Here is a 22901-nt window from a genome sequence, read left to right as displayed (position 1 = left end):
GATCAGTACCATTCCGACTTGTCCACCACATTGATCAGTTCTCGCCCAGCCACGAACCGGCGGGCGTTCTCCAGCAGGACGGCGAAGCACCGCTCCGAGGCGTGCGGTCCCACGCCCGCCACATGCGGGGTGATGATGACGTCGGGACGCCGCCAGAGCGGGTGGTCGGCGGGGAGCGGCTCGGGCTCGAAGACGTCCAGGGCCGCGCCGGCCAGGCGGCCCGAGGACAGGGCGGCGGCCAGGTCGTCGAGCCGGACGATGGGCCCGCGTCCGACGTTGACCACGTACGCCCCCGGCTTGGCCAGCGCCAGCCGCCGCGCGTCCAGCAGGCCCTCGGTGGCGGGGGTGTGCGGGACCGTCAGGATGACCAGGTCCGCCTCGGGAAGCAGCCGGTCGAGCGCGTCGGCCGGCAGCACCTCGGCGAAGCCCGGCACGGGGCCGCCGCGCCGGGCGTCCGTGCCCACGACCCTGGTGCCGAACGCCGCCAGCAGCCTGCCGACCTCGGCCCCGACCGCGCCCACCCCCACGACCAGGGCCGTGGCCTCGCCCAGGGGCAGCACGGCGCCGGGGTCCCAGTCGGGCGCCCAGCGCCCGCGGGCCTGTTCGCGGGCGTACCTGGGCAGGTCCCTGGCCAGCGCGAGCACGAGCGCCAGCGTGTGCGCGGCCACGTGGTCGGTGTAGGTGTCGCGCATGTTGGTGACCTGTACGCGGTGCGCGACCAGGGCCGGATGGTAGAACGCCGGAGGCGGCCCGGCCTGCGGGGCCTGCAGCCAGCGCAGCCGCCCGGCGTGTGCCAGCAGGTCCGCGGGCAGCGTGCCGTAGGCGGCGTCGGCCTCCGCCAGCGCCTGTGCCGCCTCCGTCGGGGTCTCCGGCTCGAGGACGACGAGCCCTGGCACCGCCTGCTCCAGCCGGGCCCGCCAGCCCGCGGTGGCCGGATCGTGCGGCGGCAGCAGCACCAGGGTGCTGCTCACGCCCTTCTCGCCAGGCCGGACTCGATGATCTCGTACAGCAGCGGCTCCCCCGCGACGTAGCGGGCGAGTTCCTCGGCCATCGCCTCCCCGTGGCGGCGCCGCTCGTGGCCCAGGCTGCCCGCCACGTGCGGGGTGACGACGATGTTCGGCATCGTGAACAGCGGCGACCCGGCGACCGGCGGTTCCGGGTGGGTGACGTCGAGGACGGCGAACAGGTCGGTGCGCCGGCTCAGCACGTCCACGAGCGCGGCCTCGTCGACCAGCTGGCCGCGCGCCGAGTTGATCAGGGTGGCGTCGTGCTTCATCGACTCCAGCAGCGCGGCGCCGACCATGCCGCCCGTCTCAGGGGTGAGCGGGGCGTGCAGGCTGACCACGTCGGAGGTGGCGAACAGCTCCTCGAGGCTGACGAGGCGCACCCCGAGCCGCTCGGCCTCCGCCGGGTCGGCGTAGGGGTCGTGGGCCTGTACGTCGAGCTTGTGGTGAGCGAGCAGCCGCGCCGTCGCCCGGCCCGTGGCGCCGAGCGAGACCAGCCCGACCGTCGCGCCGTAAGCCCCCAGCTCGGGTCCGCGCGGCGCGGTGGCGGCGGCGGCGCGGGCGTTGAGCACGTAGCGCCAGCCGTGCTTGAGCGCGTACAGGATCTGCGAGAGCGCGAACTCGGCGACCGGGGTGGCGTTGGCGGTGGCCGCCGTGGTGACCCGCACTCCCCTGGCCCACATCTCCGGGGTGACCATCGAGCGGATGGAGCCCGCGCCGTACAGCACCAGCGAGAGTTTGGGCGCGGCGGCGAGGAAATCGGCGTCCAGCTTGGGCGCCCCCCACCCGGTCACCAGGACCTCAAGGCCGCCGAGCACGTCGGGAGTGAGCCGGTCGGCGGAGAGCAAAGGCGAGTCGATGGCCAGGTGCCGCTCAAGCGCGGTCCGGGCCTCCGGGCCGTAGACGTCGTCGAAGCGCTTCGGGTCCATCACATAAAGGCCGTTCAGCATTATCTCTCCTTATCCTTAAAGTCCTTCAAGCGAGCCGCCGCCCGCACACTGGCCAGGCGGACGGGTGAGCCCAGCCCGGCGTGGTAGTAACGCAGTTGCCGCGCGCCTCCGGCGACGAGGTCGGCGGCCAGAGCCGGGATCCGGGCGTGCCCGTCCTCCAGCACGGTCAGGTTGGCGACGAGCGGGACTTCGGTGCGGCTCGCCGCGGCCTTCATCTGGGTCAGGGCCGCCTCCTCCTGGCCCCAGCACTTGAGCACGTACGCGTCGGCCGGCGCGTCGAAGGAGGCCAGGTCGATGCCCACGTCAGGGCCGGTGACCTGCGGGTCGTCGGTGGCCATGAGCAGCAGCTCACGGCCACCGGCCAGCGCCGCCACGTCCCGGACCAGGCCGGCGATGACCTGCCCGCGGTGACCGTACACCGCCTGGGCGCGCTCCGAGCCGAGTACCTCGTCCAGGCTCGTCCCGGCCGGGACGCCCCGCTGGAGCTCCCCGTCCACGGCGGCGCGCACGTCACGCGCCAGTTCCTCGACGTCCAGGCCGCGCCCGGCCAGCCCGGCCCGGCAGGCCGGACACAGGCAGAGGGACAGCAGCGCCTTACCGCAGGCGGACAGGTGGGCGCCGGAGGTCTTCTCGTGGTGACCGGCGTGCTCCATGCCCAGCCAGCCGCACGCCTCCAGCATCAGCGCGGGCACGTCGTACTGCTCGCACACCTCGCCTACGAGAGTGAGCGCGTAGTCGTGGACGGCGGGCTGGGCCGGGCACAGCGCGTAGGGGTAGGACTCACCGTAGGCGTTCGTGACCGTCAGGTCGGGCGCTTGGCGGCCCAGCACCGAGGAGTGCGTGAGCACCAGCCAGGCCTCAGCCCGCAGCCCCGCCCCGGCCAGCGCGGCCAGCGCCGTGCCGAACCGGTCCTCGTCGGAGACTGCCCAGCTCGGCGGGTGCGGCCGGAGCCGCCCGCGCCAGCGCTCGGGGCGCAGCCGGAAGTAGGCCGCCGCGTGGTCGGCCTGCACGATCCGGTGACGCGGGTGCCACGGGGTGACGGCCCGGACCGAGTGGTAGGCGGCCTGCAGGGTCACCGTGCTCACGCCCAGGCCGGCGATGCGCTCGGCCGCCGCGGGGTCGCCCACGACGTCCCAGGTGTAGGCGAACGCCCCATGCCTCACACGTCATCCTTTCGTGGCGCCGGCCAGGCCGCGCGTGAAGTAGCTCTGGAAGAACAGGAAGATCATCAGCATCGGCAGGAACGAGATCGTCATCCCGGCGGCGAACCCGGTCCAGTCCGTCGCGTGCTCGCCCTGGAAGGACAGCATCCCGACGGCGAGGTTCTGCAGGTCGGGCTGGCCGAGCGTGAACACCAGCGGGATGTTGAACTCGTTCCAGCTGCTGATGAACTGGAAGATGACCACCACCGCGATGACCGGCTTGGCCAGCGGGAGGATGAGGCGGAAGGTCTTGAGGAAACCAGCCCCGTCGAGCTTGGCCGCCTCGAACAGGTCGGTCGGGACGCTGGAGAAGAACCCGACGAACAGCAGCACGTAGAGCGCGCCGGCGCCGCCGGACATGGCCAGGATGACCCCGGCCCGGGTGTTCAGCAGGCCGAGGTTCTCGATCAGCACGAACTGCGGGACGATGATCGAGGCGACCGGGATGAACAGGGTCCCCACGATCATCCGGTAGAGCAGGGTACGGCCGGGGAACTCGTACCTGGCCAGCACGTAGCCGCACAGGGCCGCCTTGACCAGTTCGACCAGGGTCGAGGCGACCGAGTAGAGCACCGTGTTGAAGAAGTATCCGGAGAACCCGGCGTTGACCCAGGCCCGCACGAAGTTGTCGAAGTTCAGCTGGTCGGGCAGGAGGCTCGCGCCGCTGGTGAACATCCCCGCCTGGGTCTTGAACGCGGCCGAGATCGTCCACAGGAAGGGATATACCCACACGAGCCCGACGACCAGCAGGATCGGCAGGGCGATGAGATTGGCCCGCACGGCATGGCTGCGCCGGCCCGCCCGAGTGGTCGCTGCCATCAGACGCCGTACTCCTTCCTGAGCCGCTGAGCCCGGCGGACCGCGAGGCCCTGGGCGGAGACCAGGACGAAGGCGATGACGGAGAACAGCAGCGCCGCGGCCGAGGCGTAGCCGTAGGCGAACGGCACCGAGCCGAACGCGTTCTGGTAAATGAAGTAGGACACCACGTAGGTGCTGGTGCCGGGCCCGCCCGCGGTGAGCGTGACGACCAGCCCGAAGACGTGCATGGCGTTCACCAGGCCGAGCAGGGCGATGATCACGGCGACCGGCCTGATCATCGGCAGCGTGATGCGGGTGAGCTTCTTCCACTCTCCCGCGCCGTCGATGGCGGCCGCCTCGTAGACCTCCTCGGGCACGTTCTGCAGCGCCGCGATCCAGTAGATCATGTACTGGCCGAAGATCTGCCAGATGGAGACGAGCACGAGCACGACCAGCGCGCTCCACCGGTTGGCGAACACGTCGAACCCCTGGTCGACCAGGCCGAGGTCGCGCAGGATCGCGTTCAGCGCGCCGTTGGACGGGTTGAGCAGGTAGGTGAACACCAGCCCCGCCATGGCGACGGGGATGATGAGCGGCGCGAAGAACATGGTCCGGAAGAACCGCTTGCCGCGCAGCCACTTGCGGGTCAGCAGGATCGCCGCCAGCAGCGAGATCGGGAGCTTGATGACGGTCGTCAGCAGGGCGAAGACCAGCGTGTTGACCACGGAGAGCCAGAACAGCGGGTCGGCCAGGATCGTGCCGTAGTTGCCGCCCCCGACGAAGTCGTCGATGGGGCCGACGCCCGACCAGTCGAAGAAGGAGTAGTAGATCGTCGCGATCAGCGGCCAGATGGTGAAGCCGAGGTAGAGCAGGAGGAAGGGGGCCAGGAAGACGAGCAGCCAGACCCTCTCGATGCCGCGGACGCGCTCGCGGGAGTGACCGGCGCGCTCGGGCGCACGCTTGGCGGGCGACCGGTCCCTGTCCGTCACCCTTTCCCTCCTGGGGGCGGGAGCGGTGGTTGTCATGGATGTCCTCACGAGGAGTCCGGTCAGTTGCGGTACATGTCCGAGGTGAAGTCCTTCGTGTACTCCCAGTCGGGGAAGGTGTAGCAGTCCATCGACACCTTCAGGCCGCTGGCCGCCTCCTGCTTGAGCCCTTCCTCCAGAGCGGTCTGCCGCTGTTCGGCGATGGCGGCGCCCACCGTCTCCAGAGGCTGGCCGCTGGTCAGCGCTTCACCCATGGCCTCCCACTCCCCGTCGGGGCTCTTCGCCACCGCGTTGACGTACGCCTTGGACTTGGCGATGTCAGGGCACTTGAGCAGCGGCACGGGAAGCTGAACCCGGTAGCCCGGCCGTCCGCCGATCTCCATGATCTGCCGCAGCGCCGGGTCGGTGACCATCTTCTGGTTGTCGACGTAGGCGAGCGTGCCGAAGGCGCTCTTGTAGTACTGCTTGACGAAGTAGCCGTTGGGGTCGGTCATCCACTGGATGAAGGTCCACATGGCGTCGGGATGCTTGGTCTGCGAGCTGACCCAGTACTTGTTGTTGTCGTACTTGCGGCCGGCCGCGCCGGTCTGCCCGCCGTCGGGGTTGACGCGCGGCGCCACCACGTACTTGTCGCTGCTGAAGCCCTGGCTGGCCCACACGCTCGGCAGCCAGGTGCCGTCGAACATGATGCCGGCCTGATCGGCGGCGAACTGCTGGCGGGAGAAGTTCTTGTCGTTGGTGCCGGGCGCCAGGTAGCCGGCCTTGTTGAGCTCCTGGATGAAGGCGAAGGTCTTCGTCTGCGCGGGCTCGGTCAGGTCGAACTTGCCGGTCTTGTAGTCGAAGAACTCGTCCGTCGAAACGCTGCCGATCAGCCCGTACCAGATCCGTTGCATGTCCACGCCCTTGGTGGGGGCGGCGATGCACTGCGCCTTGGTCTTGGCCTTGATCTGTGCGCAGGCGTTCTTGAGGTCGGTCCAGGTCTTGGGCGGGTTGCTGACGTCCAGCCCGGCCTGCTGGAAGACCTGCTTGTTGAGGAACATGTAGCCGGAGCCCCAGTACAGGTTCTCCGAGAACGGGAAACCGTAGGTCTTCCCGTCCTGCATGTTGATGCCTTCCAGGAACGACCCTTCCGGCCAGCGCTTGGTGAAGTCGGCGGGGATGGTCCCGGTCGGGTTGAGCGGGCGGATCCACTTCTGGTCCGTCAGCTGCGACAGCCCGAGCGCGTTCCAGTAGAACATGTCCGGCGCCTGGTTGCTCTGGAAGGCCAGGGGCAGGGTCTTCATGTACTCGGACTGGGTGATCGAGCGCCAGTCGATCTTGATGTCGGGATGCTCCTTGGTGAACTGGGCGCCGATGTCCTTGTGGAAGTTCACCTGCTCGGCGGAGAAGTCCCAGATCCGCAACGTGGTCTGCGAGCCACCTCCACTCTGGTTGCTCGAGGTGCCGCACGCCGCCACGAGCAGTGACGTCATGGCTGCGGTGGCCATCACAGCGGTCGAACGCGAACGAGGGATCATGGACCCTCCTAAGGAGGCGGAGGTCAGAGGGGGGTCGGGTGGCTGGTAAGCGCTTACCCGAGGGTGGGTTGAGAGTAGCCCGGCTCATTCCCCGTTTCAAGGCTTGTGAGAAAGCGGTTTCAGATGGATGCTCAGCGATGAAGACTGCCTGACCCAATATGTACAAGCGCTTTCACAACTTCAGGAGTACTGTGCGCCTGCTCGCCTTCACCAAGCCCTTCGGCTCCCTCGACGCCCCCCAATTGGCCGAGGCGGTGGCCTCGGTGGGCGCCGAGGGGGCGGACCTCCTCGTGCGCGAGGGCCAGACGGTCAGCCCCGCCGACCCGGACGGCATCGCCGTCGTCGCCGCGGAGCTCGGGCGCCGCGGCCTCACCCTCGACGTCGTCACCACCGACCTGCTCGACGTCGGCGCGGACGCCGAACGGCTCATCGCGGCCTGCGGCGAGAGCGGTGTCCCCCTCGTACGGGTGGGTTTCTACCGCTACGACCCGGCCATCGGCTACCACCGTCAGCTGGAGGAGGCCAGAGCCGCGCTGACCCGCCTGGCCGGCCTCGCCGACCGGCACGGCGTGCGGCTGGCGATCCAGCTGCATCACGGTACGATCCATCCATCCGCCTCGCTCGCGCTCGCACTCGCCGGCGACCTGAAGGATGTGCGCTTCTACGCCGACCCCGGCAACCAGGCCAAGGAGGGCAGCGAGGCATGGGCGCTCAACGTCGATCTGCTGGGCGATCGGATGGCCTGCATGGGAGTGAAGAACGCCGTCTGGCGATCGGGCCCGGACGGCTGGACGTGCGATTGGCAGCCGTTCGCGGACGGGGGCGTGGTCCGCTGGGCGGAGATCATCCCCGGGCTGCGCGAACGCGGCTACAGCGGGGTGCTGTCGCTGCACGTCCACTACCCGGCGGCCGACCCGGTGGCGGCCGTACGGAGAGATCTGGATCATCTGCGCGGGCTGTTCGGCTGACGGGCGCACGGGGGGCAGGAGGAGCGGGTGCGTAATCTGCGGCAGGGCCGCGGGAGCCGGGTGACGATCAGCGACGTCGGGGCGGCCGCGGGGGTGTCGGCCTCGACCGTCTCCCGCGTGCTCAACGGCACGGCGAAGGTCGATCCCGCGCTGGCGGCGCGGGTCCACGACGCGGTCACACAGCTGGGCTACCGCCCCAACGCGGCGGCGCAGGGGCTGGCCCGCGGCGAGTGGGGCACCATCGGCGTGCTGGTCCCCGACCTGGCCAATCCCTACTTTCCCGGCGTGCTCAAGGCGGTCTCGGCCGTCGCCCGCTCTCACGGGCGCCGCGTCATGGTCATGGAGTCGGACGACGACCCCTCGATCGAGCACGACCTGGTCGAGGACCTCATGCGCAGCTGCGACGGGGTGCTGCTGGCCTCCTCCCGCATGGAGCGCGCCGACCTGGCCGCCCTGACCGGCCGGGGCCATCCGCTCGTCCTGCTCAACCGGATCGTCCCCGGCCTGGCCGCGCCCGCCGTCTCCGCCGACTTCTTCGGCGGGATGATGCTGATCTGCGGCCACCTGGCGCAGCTGGGCCACCGCAGGGTCGCCTACCTGAGCGGGCCCGAGGTGTCCTGGGCCAACTCCGAGCGGATCAGGGCGCTGGAGGCCGCCAAGGCGTTCGGCCTGTCCGTCACGATCCTGCCGTGCGGGTCCACCAGCCAGTGCGGGTACGAGGCCGCCGCCGGGGTGGCCGGCACCGGCGCCACCGCGCTCACCACCTACAACGACCTGGTGGCCCTGGGGGCGGTGACCCGGATGCGCGAGCTCGGGGTGCGGGTTCCCGAGGAGCTGTCGGTGGTGGGGTTCGACGACATCGCGCTGGACCACGTGGCGCACACGAGCCTGACCACGGTGTCGGTGCCCCGGGGGCAGCTCGGCAGGCAGGCCGCCGAGATGCTGGAGGCCCTCATGACCGAGGGGCACGACGGGGCACCGGTGACCCTGCCGATGGAGCTTCAGGTCCGCGACAGCACCGCCCCGCCCCGGGTTCCCGCGGTGTTGACAAGCGAGGGCGGCGGGGGGAAACCTAGCTCGGGATAGCGCTTTCCCAGCGAAAGAGAGACCCCGTGCACACTGACGACCTGCCCGGCGGCGATCGAGACGACCTGGCGCGTCAGGTATTGGACCTGGTCAAGCCCCTGATTTCGCGGTTCAGTCCGGGCCGGGGACGGCTGCGGCTGGGGTTCAGCACGGCCCACTACGACCAGGCGGCCGCCGAGCTGGAAGCGTTTGCACGCCCGCTGTGGGGGCTGGCGCCGCTGGCGGCCGGCGGCGGGGCGTTCGACCACTGGGAGCTCTGGAGCGCCGGGCTCGCCGCCGGGACCGACCCCGAGCACCCCGACTACTGGGGCACGGTCTTCGACAAGAACCAGCGGCTGGTCGAGACCGCCGCCATCGGCCTGGCGCTCGCCCTGGCCCCCGAGCGGATCTGGGACCCGCTGACCGGCCCGCAGCGCGACACGGTGGCCGCCTGGCTACGGCACGCCGTCACCGTGGAGCCGAACAACAACAACTGGCTGTTCTTCCCGGTCATGGTGGGGCTCGGGCTCGACCGCGTCGGGATCTCCCACGACCACGACGCCAACACGGCCAGGCTCGACCGGCTGGAGGAGTTCGACCTCGGGCGCGGGTGGTACTCCGACGGGCCGACGTGGCAGCGCGACTACTACATCCCGTTCGCCATGCACTACTACGGCCTCATCTACGCCGCGCTCGGTCACGACCAGGACCGGGCCGGGCGCTTCCGCGAGCGGGCCGCGACGTTCGCCCAGGACTTCCAGCACTGGTTCACCAGTGAGGGGGTGGCCGTCCCGTTCGGCAGGAGCCTGACCTACCGGTTCGCGCAGTCGGCGTTCTGGGGGGCGCTGGCCTTCGCCGACGTCGAGGCGCTGCCGTGGGGGGTGACCAAGGGGCACCTGCTGCGGAACCTGCGCTGGTGGGATCGCCGGCCCATCCGCGACAGCGCGGGGCTGCTCACCATCGGCTACGGCTACCCCCAGCCGCACATGGCCGAGCAGTACAACGCGCCCGGCTCGCCGTACTGGGCCATGAAGGCGTTCCTGCCGCTCGCCCTGCCCGCCGAGCACCCGTTCTGGACCGCCAAGGAGGCCGACGCTCCCCCGCTGCCCGAGGTCAGCACCCAGCCGGAGGCGGGCGTGGCGCTGATGCGCTGCGAGGAGGGACGGCACGTGGTGCTGCTCAGCGCGGGGCAGCGCAATCCGTGGGCGCGGCACGGCGCGGCCAAGTACGCCAAGTTCGCCTACTCCACGCGGTTCGGCTTCAGCGTGCCCGCCGGGACGCTGAAGCTGGAGCAGGGCGCCTTCGACAGCACGCTGGCGCTCAGCGAGGACGGCGAGCACTGGCGGCCGTGCGAACTGCCGGACCAGGTCTCCGCCGCCGACGGTGTCCTGCACTCCCGCTGGACGCCCTGGGATGACGTGGAGATCGAGACCTGGCTGGTGGCGCTGCCCCCGTGGCACGTACGGGTGCACCGGATCACGACCGGGCGGGCGCTGCGCACGGCCGAGGGCGCCTTCGCGGTCGACCGCGACCGGCCGCCCACCCGGGTCGACACCGGTTCCGGCCGGGCCCGGCTCGACTCGCCCCACGGCCTGTGCGTGATCGAGGACCTGACCGGCGGACGGGAGGGCGACCTGGTCACGGCCCTGCCCGGCACGAACGTGCTCACGGCGCGCACCACGATCCCCACGCTGAAGGGCGACCTGCCGCCCGGCGAACACCTGCTGGCCTGCGCGGTGCTCGGCCTGGGGCCCGCGGGCCCGGACGCGGCGGACGGGTGGCCGGAGCCTCCCGCGTGGGAGATCATCGAGCCCCTGATCGGCCCGCCGGTGTAGTTGCCGGGCGTCTATCGGGCCAGGTACTGCTGGAGGAGTTCGTCCGTGGTCCGCCCGACCTGGTCGAGGTCGGCTCCGAGCTTGACCAGCACCTGGGCCGCCACGCTCGCACCGTCGCGGATGAGCCCGAGCAGGAGGTGTTCGGTGCCGATGTAGTCAAGGCCGCGCCGCACGGACTCCTGGTTCGCCGCCTGGAGCACTTCGCCGGCCGCCGGCGTGAACGGAAGGTAGCCCGACGTAGCGGACTCGCCTCGGCCCCGGCTCTCCTCAACCTGCCGGCGCACATCCTCAAGGCTGAGGCCCAGGTTCTTGAGAACCTGGGCGCCCACCCCCTCATCCTCACGGATCAAACCAAGCAGAACGTGCTCGGTGCCGATGGAGTCGTGGTTGAGCGTTCTGGCCTCTTCCTGGGACAGGACGAGAATACGTCGAGCTCGGTCGGTGAACTTCTCAAACATCCCGCCACTCCTCGGAAAGCAGTCACTCAGGCCGGTGAACCCGGCTTTGTCCTTGCGCATGCTAGTGCCGTATCAGGCAACGTTTGCCTTGTCGGTGTGGTGGGTCCCGCCGACGGGGCGGATGTATCAGACTTGAGCGATGACTGGGCCGAGGCCAACAACGTCGAGATCGCCTGCACCCCGACCAACTCCTCGTGGCTCAACCGCATCGAGGCACAATTCACCGCCTGCCTCACTTCGCGCTGGACGGGACCGACCAGGCCAGCCATAAGGAGCGGGGCAGCATGATCCGCCGCTACATCACCTGGCGGAACCGGCATGCAGACGACATCCGCCTCCGTCAGATCGTCACCAGGGCGAACGTCGCCCAAGGCGGCACTAGACGAGAATGACGCGGCGGCCGCGTGTGTGGCCGGCGCGGCTGTCGATGTGCGCCTTCGCGGCTTCGGCCAGCGTGTAGGTCTTGTCGACCGGGATGTGGAGCTTCCCCCGCACGATGAGCGCGGCGGCCTCGGAGAGTGCCTCCGGCACGCTTCCGGCCTCGCCGGAGAAGCGGACGCCGAACTGCGGCGCGTTGAGGTCGGCGATGGAGACGACCTTCCGCGGGTCCCGGGTCAGCTCCAGGAGTTCGGGAATCACGCCGGAGCCGGCGAGATCGAGCGCTGCGTCGATGGGACCGAGCTGGCGCACTCTGTCGACCCAGCCGGGGCCGTATGTCGTGGCGAGGGCACCAAGGCTGCGCAGATAGTCCTGGTTCGCCGCCCCGGCCGTGCCGATCACCGTGATGCCACGGTCGCGGGCGATCTGCAGCACCGCGGACCCGACTCCGCCCGAGGCGCCACTGACAAGGAGCGTCTGCCCGGGCTGGACGCCGACCTGGCCGATGACGCGCAACGCGGTCTCGACCACGGAGGGATACCCGGCCGCCTCTTCGAAGGACAGGCCGTCGGGCATCCGAGCCCAGGCCGAGAGCACGGCGAACTCGGCGTAGGTGTCAGCGCCTTCGCCGAACACGCGGTCGCCGATTTCGAACCCTTCGACGCCCTGCCCGATCTCGTCGACCACTCCTGAGGCGTCCAGTCCGACTCCGGCGGGCAGCCGGATCGGATGGGCCTTCAGGATCTGGCCTTCACGGATTCTCCAGTCGGCGGGGTTCACGCCTGCAGCCCGCACCGCTATGCGCACCTGGCCGGGGCCGGCATGCGGTTCCTCGGCCTCGATGATGTGCAGGACGTCCGGACCGCCGAACTCGGCGAAGTTCACTTTCTTCATGCGGCAGACCATAACACTAACAGTTAGCTTTTTGAAACGGTTGCGTTTTAGCATCTGATAGCGTTAACGCATGACCGAGCACCCCGGACGCCGCGAGCGCAAGAAGGCCGCAACCCGCCAGAAGATCGCCGACACCGCCTTGCGCCTGTTCGCCGAGCGCGGCTACGACGCGGTGGGCATCCGCGAGGTGGCCGCCGAGGCCGACGTGGCCGTGACCACGCTCTTCTCCCACTTCAGCTCGAAGGAAGCCCTGGTCTTCGAGCAGGACGAGGACTTCGAGCGGCGCCTCGTGCGGGCGGTCACCGACCGCCAGCCGCACGAGGCGCTCATCCCCGCCCTGCGCCGCGAGATCCACGCCATGGTGCGGCACTGCACGGCGGACGGCGCCGCCCCGCTGTGGCGCATGATCGAGGAATCACCGGCGCTGCGGCAGTACGAGGAGTCGATGAGACAGCGCCACGCCCAGTCGCTGGCAACGGCCATCGCCGCCGACCTGGACTTGCCGCAGACCACGCCGACCTGCAGCGCGATCGCACGTTTCGTGGTCGACGCCTTCTCGGTCGCCCGCGAAACGGACGACCCGCAAACCGCGGTGGACGAGATCTTCCGCATGATCGAGGCGGCTTGGGCGGTCGCTGGTGCCACTCCACCTACGCGGGAAAGCGTTGCGGTGTGAGGCGCAGGGGATGGAGACCTCGGCGGTGAACTCCTGCGTATCCGGCACGACGTATTCGGCTTCAGCCTTGGGTCGCGTGTCAGGTCATGGGGCGGCCGCTTCTAAGATCCGAGGTGTGGCCAAGTATCTCGCTCTGCATCCGGACAATCCCCAGCCTCGCCTGATCAGCCAGGTCGTCGAGTCGTTAAACGCGGACGGGCTGATCGCCTACCCGACGGACTCCTGCTACGCGCTGGGGTGCCGGCTGGGCAACAAGGAGGGACTCGATCGGATCAGGGAGATCCGCAGCCTCGGCAGTGATCATCACTTCACGCTGGTCTGCCGGGATTTCGCGCAGTTCGGTCAGTTCGTTCATGTGAGCAATGCGGTGTTCCGGTTGGTCAAGGCGGCGACTCCGGGCGGGTACACGTTCATCCTGCCAGCGACCAAGGAGGTGCCGCGGCGGCTGCTGCATCCCCGGAAGAAGACGGTCGGTGTCCGGATCCCTGATCACGTCGTCACGCAGGCGCTGCTGGCCGAGCTCGGCGAACCGCTGCTGTCGAGCACCCTGCTGCTGCCCGGCGAGACCGAACCCGCGACGCAGGGCTGGGAGATCAAGGAGCGGCTCGACCACGTGGTGGACGCCGTCATCGACTCCGGCGAGTGCGGCGCCACCCCGACCACCGTCGTCGACCTCTCGCAGGGTGAGCCCGAGATTCTTCGTCGCGGCACGGGAGACCCGTCCCTCTTCGAGTAGGCGGCCGCGTCTATGTCACGGCGAGCCGGAGCGGCTGATCTGCGCATGAACGGGATTCGGGACCGCAATGTGGCCCTACGGCCTGAGCCGATAAGGGGGAAGCGTACAGCTACTTGGCGGCCAGCTCTCGGCCCGCGGCGCGGGCGGCGGTGAGGGCGTCGCCGTGCAACTGCGCGGCCAGAGGGCGCAGCGATTCCATGGCCGGATTGGCGGCGGCGAGGGTGAGCTCACGTTCGACGACGGTGAGCTCGGCCTCCCACATGTCAGCCAGGACCCGCGTCAGGTACGGGGTGGAGTGGTCCCAGCCCTCACGTGGGGTGCCGGGTCCATAGCCGCCGCCACGCACGGTGGCCAGCACGGTCGGCTTGCCCTTCAGCACCGGAGTGCCGACGCCCGCGCCGGCGATGACCAGGTCGGCCCAGGTCTTGAAGTGCTGAGAGACCCCGTAGTTGTACAGCGGCACGGCCAGCAGGACCGCGTCGGCCGCCTCCAGTTCGGCCGCCAGCCGCACCGCCAGCGCGAGCGCGTCGCGCTGCTCCTGGCTGCGGTCGGGCTCGGGGGTGAACCCCGCGGTCGCCGCGAGCGCCCAGGCCTCGGCGGGCAGCGGGTCGGTGGCCAGGTGACGACGCACCACCGGCACACCGGGCCGGGCGGCGGTCCACTCGGCTTCGACGAGGTCGGCCAGCTCGGCGCTGGAAGAGGTGTCGGGAAGAATGCTGGCGTCCAGCCGGAACAGAGTCATGATCGTCTCCTTTAGGTGCCGCGTCATACGGCACAGCGGTATCGGCGGCGATCTGGCGTGGGTGCCAGTGCCGCGACCCGCCTCAGCATAAGCGGACTTTACCCCGCTTTATATTCCAGAGGTAGGGTGAGAACTTGTGGATCTCCCTGTGGTGCCCTTCGGCCGTCCCCGCGCGGAACGTGTGGACGCGGCACGCAACCGTCTGCAACTGCTCCAGGTGGCCCGAGAGATGATCGCCGAGCACGGAGTGGAGAAGGTGACCATGGACGGCCTGGCCGAACGAGCCGGCCTGGGCAAAGGGACCGTCTTTCGCCGGTTCGGCACCCGCGCGGGAATCTTCCACGCCCTGCTGGACGAGGACGACCGCGCCTTCCAGCAGACCGTCATGGGCGGGCCGCCGCCGCTCGGCCCCGGAGCCGACCCGGTGCAGCGGCTGATCGCCTACGGCCGGGCCCGCATCGCCTTCCTGCTCGACCACCACGCGATCGTCCGCGCGGGCCTGGACCGCAACCAGCCCGTCCCCGCCGGCGAGCACAACCTCTCCCGGTTGCACATCCGCATGCTCCTGGGACAGGCGCACCACCAGGGACACCTGGACATCGCCGACCTCGACAGCCTGGCCGTCCAGCTCACCGCCGCCCTCGAAGGCCCGATCCTGCTCTACCTGAGCATGGCGCCATCCGTCCCGGCCGACCCCACCCCGGCCTCCATCCCGTTGGCCGACAGCTGGCAGACCATCGTCGAACGCCTCTGCCGAACGCCGTCACCCGAACGCTGAGATCACGAGATCGGCCTACTGACCGATCGGCCGGTCGCTGAACTGCGATAACGAACCAAGGTGGCGGCGCGGCGCGCGGCAAGGCCCTCGCGGGATCGTCGTGTTCAGAGGGTGGCGTGGGCCCAGTCGGTGAAGGTCGTGGTCGGGATCGTGAGGGCCTGGGCGAACTCGGGACGCGCCGGTGCGGGATGCAGGCTGACGTACCGCTGCGACAGGACGAACTCGTTGCGCAGGCCGGCGGCCTGTGCTTCCGACGGGTCGGTGGGAAGTGTGATGGGCTTTCCGAGGACGCCGGAGAGGATCGTGGCCGCCTGGCGGAAGGTCAGCAGGTCGCCTGCCAGTTCCAGTTCCACGCCGTTGAACCGCTCGGGGTCGGCGAACGCGGCGGCGGCAGCGGCGCCGATATCGTTCAGTGCGACGAAGGGCTGGGGAACTTCGGGATCGATGGCGACCAGGAGGTAGTCCGGCTTTCCCTCAGGGAAGTAGAACGACGGGTAGATGAAATTCTCCATGAACGTGCTTGGGCGCAGGATGGTCGTGTAGCGGATCGCCGCCTCACGCATCGCCTGCTCCGCGGCGGCCTTGCTGCGCCAGTAGTGCCCCATGTGGACGCCCCATCGCTCCTCGTCGATCGGGTCCCGGCGGCCTGCCCCCGACACCGAGGTGTGCACGATCTGTTCGACGCCGGCCTTCCGCGCCGCTGCGGCGAGATTGCCGGCGTACCGCACCTCCGAGTCGCCCATGAGGTCGGCGAGGTCGGGCATCTGCATCGAGAACACGCCTCGGGCTCCGTCGAGGGCCGCCAGCAACGAAGCCGGGTCCTCCAGGTCGCCCGTCACGAGCGTGGCACCGCGACCGGCGAGCTCCTGTGCGCGCGGCGTGGTGGGATCGCGTACGAGAGCGTGCACGTCCGTTCCCTCTCGGAGCAGCGCCCGCGCGGTCGCCCCTCCCTGTCGACCAGTCGCCCCGGTGACCAGCACGAATGATGAATCCGACATGTCTACCTCCAGCATCCCCATAAACGGAGGGGCACCCCGCTTTACTGGACGCTACGATATGGGGGGCTCCTCCGTTTGTCCAGTGAAGGGTGGGCGCGACGATGAACGCAGCAGGTCCGGCAGGCCGAGCAGACAGGCGGCGCAATCGCCAGCGACTGCTCGAGGCCGCGGAGGCGGTGATCGAACGGGACGGCGCGCAGGCCTCACTCGAAGAGATCGCGCGCCGCGCAGGCGTCGGCTCAGCCACCCTGCACCGACACTTCCCCTCGCGGCACGACCTGCTCAACGCGGTGTTCCACGAGGGCGTCGAACGGCTCGGCCGTCGCGCCCGAGAGCTCGCCGACAGCACGGCCCCCTGCGACGCGCTCGCCATGTGGCTCGAGGAGCTGACGACGTACACCACGACCACACGCGGGCTCGCAACAGCCCTGCTGTCAACCCCCGACGGCGCCATCGCCGCGGAGGACAGCTGCCACGGCCTGCTCCATCATGCGGCGGCGCGCCTGGTCGCGGACGCGGAGGAAGCGGGAGTCCTGCGCACCGAGGTGACGGTCCACGATCTCATGGCCCTGGCCAACGCGATCTCCCTGGCCTCCGACGGCGATCCCGACAGCGCTCACCGGCTGCTGCGGCTGGCCCTCGGCGGCGTCCTGAAGAGTTCGCCCGCCGAGCACCCTCCACTGAGCCGAGCAGCGAGGAACGCGCCCTGACCGCGCCAGCTGGTGACCGCTCCGAACGCGCCCGGCTACGGACGCCGGGCTCCGAACGCGCCCGGCCGCAGACACCGGGGTCCGAACGCGCCCGGCCGCCGACGCCGGGGCAGGCGCTTGAACATGCGCTCAAAGCTGACAGCGGCTGTCCACCGCGTCAGGCGAGGATTGTTGGCGACGCGCCATGAGATGATCGAGTTCATGATGGGTTTGTCAGGCACGGGCCGCCGCGTCCTCGGGTCGGCCGGCGAGGCTGCCGCGATGTTCAACGCCGACCTGGTCACGGCGTCGGCCGCGTGCTGAGCATGGTCGAAGCGGAGAGCACCGCGCGAATCCCGCACACGTTCGGGGACGGCCTCACCTCTCCCCTCGCCGGCGGGGACCCTATGAGACCCGCGAGCGATCCAGCGCCGGTCGGCGTCGGGCAGATCCCGGGATTACGGCCGCGCCTGCGCCCCGGCGATGGGGGCGAGGTTCCCGCCGCCGACGTCGACCTTGTGGACGCCCTGGATCCGCGGACACGGCGAACGGTGACGGCCTGGCTTCGCGAGAAAGCCTCCGCGCCCCAGCGACAGACGCGGCTGCGGGTCCTGGCCTCGTTCCTGCGCTGGCTGCACACCGCCGAACCAGCCCTCGACCTGCTCACCGCCACCGAGGCTCAGCTGGACGCCTACTGCTACACCGCCCTCACCACTGGCGTGCGCACATCCGGCAAGCCCCTGACCAGGACGACGGTGATCCGGAGACGCGCCACGCTGGCCTCCTTCTACGCTTTCGCCCGGCTGTCTGGTGCGGATCGATCTCATCGCGGCCTGACCGGCACGCCGCCGCTCACCCCGGCCGAACGGCGACTGCTGCGAACAGGTGCCGGGCGGCTGGCCGACGAGGGCCGGTGGGCCGAGGCTCTCGCCGTCGCGCTGCTGGAGGCGACGGGCGCCTCCGTGGAGGCGCTGGCCGCTTTGACCGCCCACGATGTCCGCCCTTCGGCCCCCGCCGACCGGCTGACCCTGATCACCTTGCGCGACGGCCGTGATGGCATCGTCGCGTTCCCGGTGTCGCCGGAGGTCCGCCACCTGTTGCGCGCGCTGTGCGCCAGCCGCGCCCCCGGAGAACCGCTGATCAGGCGGGACGACGGCCGGAGCGTGGACCTCGAATGGATCGGGGCCGCGCTCACCGACGCCGCTCTCGCCGCCGGCGTACGCGGGCAACGAGCCCAACTCCTGCACCCGCACCTGTTGCGCGCCCGCACGGTGACCGAGCGCGCGCGCCCGTAACTGACGGGCCGAGCACTGAACAGCTGCTTCAGAGGTTCAGACGTGCACCACCGCGGTGTGGGCGTGCCCGCGGCTGCGACCGACCTCCACCTTGACCGCGCGCTTGGACTTGCGCACACCGCGGTCGCTTTTCCCGACCGATTTCACCGGCCAGGGCAGCTTGATCTTCACCTCGTCGGCGGTCCTGGACGGGTCGGAGACCGCGAGCCGTACCCGCCGGTGGTCGCGGCGGATCAGCAGCGTGCAGGGGCCGTCGGCGTGGAGCGGTCCGTCCGCGGTCTCGACGGTGCCCGCGCGCCAGAAGACGGCGGCCAGCACGTTGTCGCGGGCGATGGCCTGCACCGCTCCGGAGTTGGCGAGGACCTTGATCCGCTGCCGGTAAGCCGCGGTCTGCGCGATGGAGGCCTCGGGCAGCACGGCATAGGCGTAGCGCGCCTTGCGCGGATCGACGCCGTGGTCGATGAGGATCGTCGTGTAGTGCTTGGCGACGGGGGTGTTGTCGCCGCCGGTGGTGGCGCCCTTGTCGATGTCCCGCCAGCGGCCGGTGCGCTGGTCGCGGATCACCTTCGCGTCGGCGCCGTCGAGCAGCGCGTAGCCGGCCACCCCGGACAGGTGGACCCAGCCGTCGCCCTGGGTCAGCGGCGGATGCCAGTCGTGAGTGTTGCGGTTCTCCACGATGGTCTCGATATGGCGGCCGTCGGAGGCGGCGATGCCGGTGCCGAGGGCGATCACCGCGTCATCGAGCAGGAACCACGCCTTCTTGGCCCGCAGTGAGGAGCCGTCGGCGATCAGCTTCATGGCCGCCACGCCGTACTCGCCGTCGAGTGCCACGCCGCCCGCCCACGGGGTGGGCGGCAGGCGGCGCTTGCCGTGCGAGAGGTCGGCGCGTCTGCGGGTGTCGACCGTCGTGCCCGGCAGCCGGTGCGGGTCGATCGTGGGCCACAGGTCGTCGTTCCAGTGGGTGAGGTCGGCGGTGTAGAGGTAGGTCATGCCGTCGCCGGTGTACCAGCCGTGCAGGTTCTCCTGGTTCATGGCCTCCGCCGCGCCGATGCGCTCCGAGCTCATCGCGATCGCGTAGGCCCAGGTGGGACGGCGGTGTACGACCCGGTCCATGTCGGCGAAGACGTACGTGCCCGTCATGCGCGGGCCGACCGGCACCGACAGGTCCTCCAGCAGGGCCTTGGCCCCGCTGATGCTCGCCAGCGGTGGGAGCGTGGGGGCGGCCTGGTTGCGGGCGATCCAGCCCTTCACCAACGGTCGCCAGCGCTGGGCGTAGCGCTCGGGCGCCGCCTCGAGCAGGGTGAGGATGGACTCGACCGCCTTCTCCCCCGAGTGGTGGTCACGGTGGCCCTGCACCGAGATCTGCCGGCCGCGTACGCAGTCCATCATCAGCCCGTCGAAGATGAACGGCGCGAACGAGCGATCCACGATGTCGTAGACGTTGCCGATTCCGGTGATCTCCCACGGTGACCTCGCGAGCATGGCGATCAGCTTGGCCACGCTCTCCAGGTAGTCCACGCCATAGCTGCCGTTGTAGGGAAACACGTCGTGCTGGATGAACGACCCGTCACGGTAGAAGCCGTCGCCCGGGCCCTTGGTCGGCCGCAGCAGGTCGGAGACCGCGTTCCTGGCCCGCTTGACGAGGCGGGCGTCGTGGGTGAGCAATCCGCGCATCGCCACCGCCGTGGCCTTGCCCGCCCGGTTGGCGCCGGTCTCGACGACGCCGGGGTGGCTGACGCGGCGCTCCGGGTTGGGACACCAGCGGCGCAAGGGCCGCAGCCAGCGCTCGAGGCGGTCCTTGGGCAGGCCGTCGTACAGCAGGGCACAGCTGTCGGTCAGCGCGCGGGGGACGCCGATCTCCCACCAGTACCAGTTGCTGCCCCGCCGGTCGAGCCCCTCGTGGTAGGCGTGCTCGTACAGGAAGTCCAGCGCCATGATCGCGGTGTCGGCGACCTGCCCGTCCCGGTGCATGGTGGTGCCCGGCGTGGCCCAGCCCAGCGCCAGGGTGCGCATGCGGTTGTAGGCGCGGTTGAAGTTGCCCGTACGGGGGTCGTCGAGCGGCAGGTCGGGCCACAGGCTCGGGCGGCCGGGATCGGGCTTCAGCTTGCGCAGCACCGCGTTGGCCGAGCCGTCGACTGCCTGCGCCTTGTCGGTGTAGACGGAGTCGTACGACCCGCCGGCCAGCAGGCTCACCCACCGCTCACGCGCGGCGTCGAACGTGGCGGCGCTGACCTTGGCGGTGCCGGCTGTGGCGGTGCCGACCGCCTCGGCCGGTCTGTCCCAAAGAGCGAGGCCGGCCACGGCCGAGGTGCCCAGCAGAGCGGACCGCCGGCTGAGGGGGTGGGTCATGGCGGCCTTCCGACAATCGGGCGAATATCAGCTCAAAGGATCATATGTCGATTTGCCCACGACCCAGATCACCGCACGGCCGCCGTTGGCGCGGACCAGGACAGCGAACGCCCGGCCGACGCCGTCGTGCTCACCAGTCATGGACGGTGCCGTCCGTGAGCCGGTTGAACGGCAGGTACGCCGGTTGGTACGGGAATCGCGCCGCGGCCTTCTCATCGAGCTCCACGCCGAGTCCCGGCAGCCCGCCGGGGTGCAGGTAGCCGTCGGCGAAGCTGAATGACTGCTGGAACACTTCGTTGGTCGCCTGGCCGTGCTGCATGTACTCCTGGATACCGAAGTTGTGGATCGCCAGGTCCAGGTGCAGGGCGGCGGCCATGCCGACCGGCGAGATGTCGGTCGGGCCGTGGATGCCGGACTTGATCTGGTATTGGGCGGCGTAGTCGAGCAGCTTCCGCATGGCCGTGATCCCCCCGGTGTGGGTGACGGCGGAGCGGACGTAGTCGATGAGCTGTTCACGGATCAGGGTCTGGTAGTCCCACACGGTGTTGAAGACCTCCCCGATGGCCAGCGGAGTGGTGGTGTGCCGGCGTACCAGGCGCAGCGCCTCCTGGTTCTCGGCCGGCGTGCAGTCCTCCAGCCAGAACAGGTCGTACGGCTCAAGGGCCTTGCCGAGCTTGGCGGCCTGGATCGGCGTCATCCGATGGTGCCCGTCGTGCAGCAGCGGCAGCTCGGGCCCGAACTCGTTGCGCACCGCCTCGAAGACGCCGGGCAGGTGGCGCAGGTAGGCGCGGGTGTCCCAGTCCTCTTCGGCGGGTAGCGCGGTGCGCTGGGCCGGCTCGTAGTCGTACCGCTTGCCGTCGGCACTGGGCTGGGCGGCCACGCCGTACACGGCGTTGATGCCAGGCACGGAGGTCTGCACGCGGATCGACCGATAACCCATCTCCAGGTGCCGGCGGATCGAGTCGAACAGCTCTGGCAGGTCCCGGCCCGAGGCGTGCCCGTACGCCATGATCCCGTTCCGGGAGGCTCCGCCGAGCAGCTGGTAGAGCGGCATCCCGGCGGCCTTGGCCTTGATGTCCCACAGCGCCACGTCCACGGCCGCGATGGCGGCCATGGTGACGGGCCCGCGCCGCCAGTAGGCCGAGCGGTAGAGGAACTGCCAGGTGTCCTCGATGCGATGCGGGTCCCGCCCGAGCAGGAGGGGGACAACGTGGTCGGCCAGGTACGACGCGACCGCCAGCTCCCGCCCGTTGAGTGTGCCGTCGCCCAGCCCGCTGATCCCCTCATCCGTCGTGATCTTGAGGGTGACGAAGTTGCGGTCGGGGCTGGTGACGACGACGTCCGCTGCGATGATCTTCACGCAGATGCCTTTCTCACAGGTGGTACCGGTAGTGGCGGCGAGTGCGACGGTGAGGCCGAGAGGTCACGCTCACCACTCCGCGTAGGACCCGTCCCGGTGCCGCCAGATGGGACTGCGCCAGGCGTGTCCTGCTTTGCCGGCGGAGCGGACCGCCTCATCGTCGACCTCGATGCCCAGGCCGGGCGCGGTGAGCCGCTCGATGTGCCCGTCCACGAAGGTCAACGGGGTCTTGTCGAGGCAGTAGTCGAGCACCTCTGCGCCAAGGTTGTAGTGGATGCCGATGCTCTGTTCCTGGATGAGGTAGTTCGGCGTGGCGAAGCCGATCTGCAGGCAGGCTGCGAGGGCGATCGGGCCGAGCGGGCAGTGCGGGGCGAGCTGCACGTCGTACACCTCGGCGAGGGTGGCGATCTTGCGCACCTCGGTGATGCCGCCGGCGTGCGAGAGGTCCGGCTGGGCGACCGCGATGCCGGCTTGGAGGACGGGCAGGAACTCCTGCCGGCTGTAGAGCCGCTCCCCGGTCGACACCGGGATGGTGGTCGAGCGGACGAATTCGCCGATGAGGTGCGAGTTCTCCGGAACGACCGGCTCCTCCAGGAACAGGGGCCGATACGGCTCCAGCAGCGGCGCCACCCGGCGAGCGTTGGCCAGGGTGAACCGCCCGTGCAGGTCGACGGCGACGTCGCGGTCGTCGCCGAGCACCTCGCGGGCGGCGGCGACCCGGGCGACCACGCCGTTCAACTCGGCGACCGAGGCGACCGGGCTCATCTTGCCGGAGGCGTTCATCTTCACTGCGGTGAGCCCGGCCTCGACCTGGGCGGCGATGTGGTCGCGGACCTCGCTGGGCTCGTCGCCGCCGACCCAGCCGTACACCCGGATCCGGTCCCGGACCGGACCGCCGAGCAGCTGATGCACCGGGGCGCCGAAGTGCTTGCCGGCGATGTCCCAGAGGGCCTGGTCGAGGCCCGCCACAGCACTCGCCAGGATCGGGCCACCCCGGTAGAACGAGCCCTTGGTCAGCACCTGCCAGTGGTCCTCGATGCGCAGCGCGTCCCGGCCGATCAGCAGCTCCGCGAGCTGGTCCACAGCGGCGCGGACGGTCTCGGAGCGCCCTTCGCAGGTGGCCTCACCCCAGCCGACGATCCCGGAGTCGGTCTCCACCCGGACGAAGAGCCAGCGGGGGGCGACCAGAAAGGTCTCTACGCGGGCGATGGTCGTCATGCCGG

The 22901-nt window shown here is 70.1% G+C and carries 20 protein-coding genes and 1 pseudogene; 8 read left to right on the top strand and 13 right to left on the bottom strand.

From position 1 onward, the window contains the following. Positions 1 to 2: 2 nt before the first annotated feature. The 6 genes from AB0H88_RS46900 to AB0H88_RS46875 are packed head-to-tail and all read right to left on the bottom strand — an operon-like array spanning position 3 to position 6457. Positions 3 to 971: a D-2-hydroxyacid dehydrogenase gene (locus AB0H88_RS46900; RefSeq protein ID WP_357655971.1), complete on the bottom strand. Its 969-nt coding sequence runs from the start codon at positions 969 to 971 to the stop codon at positions 3 to 5. After that, on the bottom strand, positions 968 to 1954 hold the full coding sequence (locus tag AB0H88_RS46895) for a hydroxyacid dehydrogenase (protein ID WP_357655969.1): 987 nt from the start codon (positions 1952 to 1954) through the stop codon (positions 968 to 970). The genes AB0H88_RS46900 and AB0H88_RS46895 overlap by 4 nt, the downstream gene beginning before the upstream one ends. Then, the gene (locus tag AB0H88_RS46890) at positions 1954 to 3117 is read right to left on the bottom strand and encodes a hypothetical protein (RefSeq protein ID WP_357655967.1); all 1164 of its coding nucleotides are present in this window, start codon (positions 3115 to 3117) and stop codon (positions 1954 to 1956) included. Before AB0H88_RS46890 ends, AB0H88_RS46895 begins: the two co-directional genes overlap by 1 nt. Positions 3118 to 3120: 3 nt before the next feature. Then, complete coding sequence (locus AB0H88_RS46885; protein ID WP_357655965.1) at positions 3121 to 3975, bottom strand: carbohydrate ABC transporter permease; 855 nt, start codon at positions 3973 to 3975, stop codon at positions 3121 to 3123. Next, positions 3975 to 4943, bottom strand: coding sequence for a sugar ABC transporter permease (locus AB0H88_RS46880; protein ID WP_357655963.1), 969 nt, complete (start codon positions 4941 to 4943; stop codon positions 3975 to 3977). Before AB0H88_RS46880 ends, AB0H88_RS46885 begins: the two co-directional genes overlap by 1 nt. 59 nt (positions 4944 to 5002) lie before the next feature. Next, positions 5003 to 6457, bottom strand: a complete 1455-nt coding sequence (locus AB0H88_RS46875; protein WP_357655961.1) for an extracellular solute-binding protein — start codon at positions 6455 to 6457, stop codon at positions 5003 to 5005. Between the two features lie 191 nt (positions 6458 to 6648). On the opposite strand from AB0H88_RS46875, the gene AB0H88_RS46870 reads away from it, so the two are divergent. The 3 genes from AB0H88_RS46870 to AB0H88_RS46860 are packed head-to-tail and all read left to right on the top strand — an operon-like array spanning position 6649 to position 10325. After that, positions 6649 to 7425 (top strand): sugar phosphate isomerase/epimerase, encoded by a 777-nt coding sequence (locus AB0H88_RS46870; protein ID WP_357655959.1) that lies wholly within the window; start codon positions 6649 to 6651, stop codon positions 7423 to 7425. 27 nt (positions 7426 to 7452) lie between these two features. Then, on the top strand, positions 7453 to 8511 hold the full coding sequence (locus tag AB0H88_RS46865) for a LacI family DNA-binding transcriptional regulator (protein WP_357655957.1): 1059 nt from the start codon (positions 7453 to 7455) through the stop codon (positions 8509 to 8511). A gap of 26 nt (positions 8512 to 8537) precedes the next feature. Next, entirely contained in the window at positions 8538 to 10325 is a 1788-nt protein-coding gene (locus AB0H88_RS46860) for a DUF2264 domain-containing protein (protein WP_357655955.1), read from the top strand. Positions 10326 to 10357: 32 nt separating this feature from the next. Here the strand turns inward: AB0H88_RS46860 and AB0H88_RS46855 are convergent. Beyond that, positions 10358 to 10783: pseudogene (locus AB0H88_RS46855) on the bottom strand (Clp protease N-terminal domain-containing protein); the annotation flags it as partial. A gap of 378 nt (positions 10784 to 11161) precedes the next feature. Next, a complete protein-coding gene (locus AB0H88_RS46850; RefSeq protein WP_357655953.1) occupies positions 11162 to 12055 on the bottom strand; it encodes an NADP-dependent oxidoreductase in 894 nt (297 codons plus the stop codon). A gap of 70 nt (positions 12056 to 12125) precedes the next feature. Here AB0H88_RS46850 and AB0H88_RS46845 point away from each other — a divergent pair, with 70 nt between their 5' ends. Further along, entirely contained in the window at positions 12126 to 12731 is a 606-nt protein-coding gene (locus tag AB0H88_RS46845) for a helix-turn-helix domain-containing protein (RefSeq protein ID WP_357655951.1), read from the top strand. Between the two features lie 115 nt (positions 12732 to 12846). Further along, positions 12847 to 13467, top strand: coding sequence for an L-threonylcarbamoyladenylate synthase (locus tag AB0H88_RS46840; protein ID WP_357655950.1), 621 nt, complete (start codon positions 12847 to 12849; stop codon positions 13465 to 13467). A gap of 109 nt (positions 13468 to 13576) precedes the next feature. Here AB0H88_RS46840 and AB0H88_RS46835 read toward each other — a convergent pair whose 3' ends face one another. After that, entirely contained in the window at positions 13577 to 14209 is a 633-nt protein-coding gene (locus AB0H88_RS46835) for an NAD(P)H-dependent oxidoreductase (RefSeq protein ID WP_357655948.1), read from the bottom strand. 136 nt (positions 14210 to 14345) lie between these two features. Between AB0H88_RS46835 and AB0H88_RS46830 the strand changes: the two genes are divergently transcribed. Next, positions 14346 to 14987: a helix-turn-helix domain-containing protein gene (locus AB0H88_RS46830; protein WP_357655945.1), complete on the top strand. Its 642-nt coding sequence runs from the start codon at positions 14346 to 14348 to the stop codon at positions 14985 to 14987. Positions 14988 to 15091: 104 nt separating this feature from the next. Here the strand turns inward: AB0H88_RS46830 and AB0H88_RS46825 are convergent, their stop codons facing one another. Beyond that, positions 15092 to 15985: an NmrA/HSCARG family protein gene (locus AB0H88_RS46825; protein WP_357655942.1), complete on the bottom strand. Its 894-nt coding sequence runs from the start codon at positions 15983 to 15985 to the stop codon at positions 15092 to 15094. A gap of 101 nt (positions 15986 to 16086) precedes the next feature. Between AB0H88_RS46825 and AB0H88_RS46820 the strand changes: the two genes are divergently transcribed. Both AB0H88_RS46820 and AB0H88_RS46815 read left to right on the top strand, forming a co-directional pair. Continuing rightward, a complete protein-coding gene (locus AB0H88_RS46820; protein ID WP_357655940.1) occupies positions 16087 to 16695 on the top strand; it encodes a helix-turn-helix domain-containing protein in 609 nt (202 codons plus the stop codon). A 386-nt stretch (positions 16696 to 17081) separates the two neighbouring features. Then, on the top strand, positions 17082 to 17969 hold the full coding sequence (locus tag AB0H88_RS46815; protein WP_357655938.1) for a hypothetical protein: 888 nt from the start codon (positions 17082 to 17084) through the stop codon (positions 17967 to 17969). A 36-nt stretch (positions 17970 to 18005) separates the two neighbouring features. On the opposite strand, the gene AB0H88_RS46810 is transcribed toward AB0H88_RS46815, so the two are convergent. The 3 genes from AB0H88_RS46810 to dgoD all read right to left on the bottom strand — a co-directional run bounded on the left by AB0H88_RS46810 (position 18006) and on the right by dgoD (position 22896). Then, the gene (locus tag AB0H88_RS46810; protein ID WP_357655936.1) at positions 18006 to 20318 is read right to left on the bottom strand and encodes a polysaccharide lyase 8 family protein; all 2313 of its coding nucleotides are present in this window, start codon (positions 20316 to 20318) and stop codon (positions 18006 to 18008) included. A 130-nt stretch (positions 20319 to 20448) separates the two neighbouring features. After that, positions 20449 to 21678, bottom strand: coding sequence for a D-mannonate dehydratase ManD (gene manD / locus AB0H88_RS46805; protein WP_357655933.1), 1230 nt, complete (start codon positions 21676 to 21678; stop codon positions 20449 to 20451). Between the two features lie 69 nt (positions 21679 to 21747). After that, a complete protein-coding gene (gene dgoD / locus AB0H88_RS46800) occupies positions 21748 to 22896 on the bottom strand; it encodes a galactonate dehydratase (protein ID WP_357655932.1) in 1149 nt (382 codons plus the stop codon). Between the last annotated feature and the right edge of the window lie 5 nt (positions 22897 to 22901).

Origin of the sequence: Nonomuraea sp. NPDC050680 (genome assembly GCF_040654555.1) — a bacterium.
Lineage (GTDB): Bacteria > Actinomycetota > Actinomycetes > Streptosporangiales > Streptosporangiaceae > Nonomuraea.
This window is presented reverse-complemented; position numbering and strand designations above follow the sequence as displayed.

What these genes read in the sequence shown, in the direction of transcription:
- AB0H88_RS46850 (WP_357655953.1), bottom strand. Translation starts at nt 12,055, where the DNA reads ATGAAGAAAGTGAACTTCGCCGAGTTCGGCGGTCCGGACGTCCTGCAC.
- AB0H88_RS46815 (WP_357655938.1), top strand. Translation starts at nt 17,082, where the DNA reads ATGAGACCCGCGAGCGATCCAGCGCCGGTCGGCGTCGGGCAGATCCCG.
- AB0H88_RS46825 (WP_357655942.1), bottom strand. Translation starts at nt 15,985, where the DNA reads ATGTCGGATTCATCATTCGTGCTGGTCACCGGGGCGACTGGTCGACAG.
- AB0H88_RS46885 (WP_357655965.1), bottom strand. Translation starts at nt 3,975, where the DNA reads ATGGCAGCGACCACTCGGGCGGGCCGGCGCAGCCATGCCGTGCGGGCC.
- AB0H88_RS46845 (WP_357655951.1), top strand. Translation starts at nt 12,126, where the DNA reads ATGACCGAGCACCCCGGACGCCGCGAGCGCAAGAAGGCCGCAACCCGC.
- AB0H88_RS46820 (WP_357655940.1), top strand. Translation starts at nt 16,087, where the DNA reads ATGAACGCAGCAGGTCCGGCAGGCCGAGCAGACAGGCGGCGCAATCGC.
- AB0H88_RS46895 (WP_357655969.1), bottom strand. Translation starts at nt 1,954, where the DNA reads ATGCTGAACGGCCTTTATGTGATGGACCCGAAGCGCTTCGACGACGTC.
- dgoD (WP_357655932.1), bottom strand. Translation starts at nt 22,896, where the DNA reads ATGACGACCATCGCCCGCGTAGAGACCTTTCTGGTCGCCCCCCGCTGG.
- AB0H88_RS46875 (WP_357655961.1), bottom strand. Translation starts at nt 6,457, where the DNA reads ATGATCCCTCGTTCGCGTTCGACCGCTGTGATGGCCACCGCAGCCATG.
- AB0H88_RS46810 (WP_357655936.1), bottom strand. Translation starts at nt 20,318, where the DNA reads ATGACCCACCCCCTCAGCCGGCGGTCCGCTCTGCTGGGCACCTCGGCC.
- AB0H88_RS46835 (WP_357655948.1), bottom strand. Translation starts at nt 14,209, where the DNA reads ATGACTCTGTTCCGGCTGGACGCCAGCATTCTTCCCGACACCTCTTCC.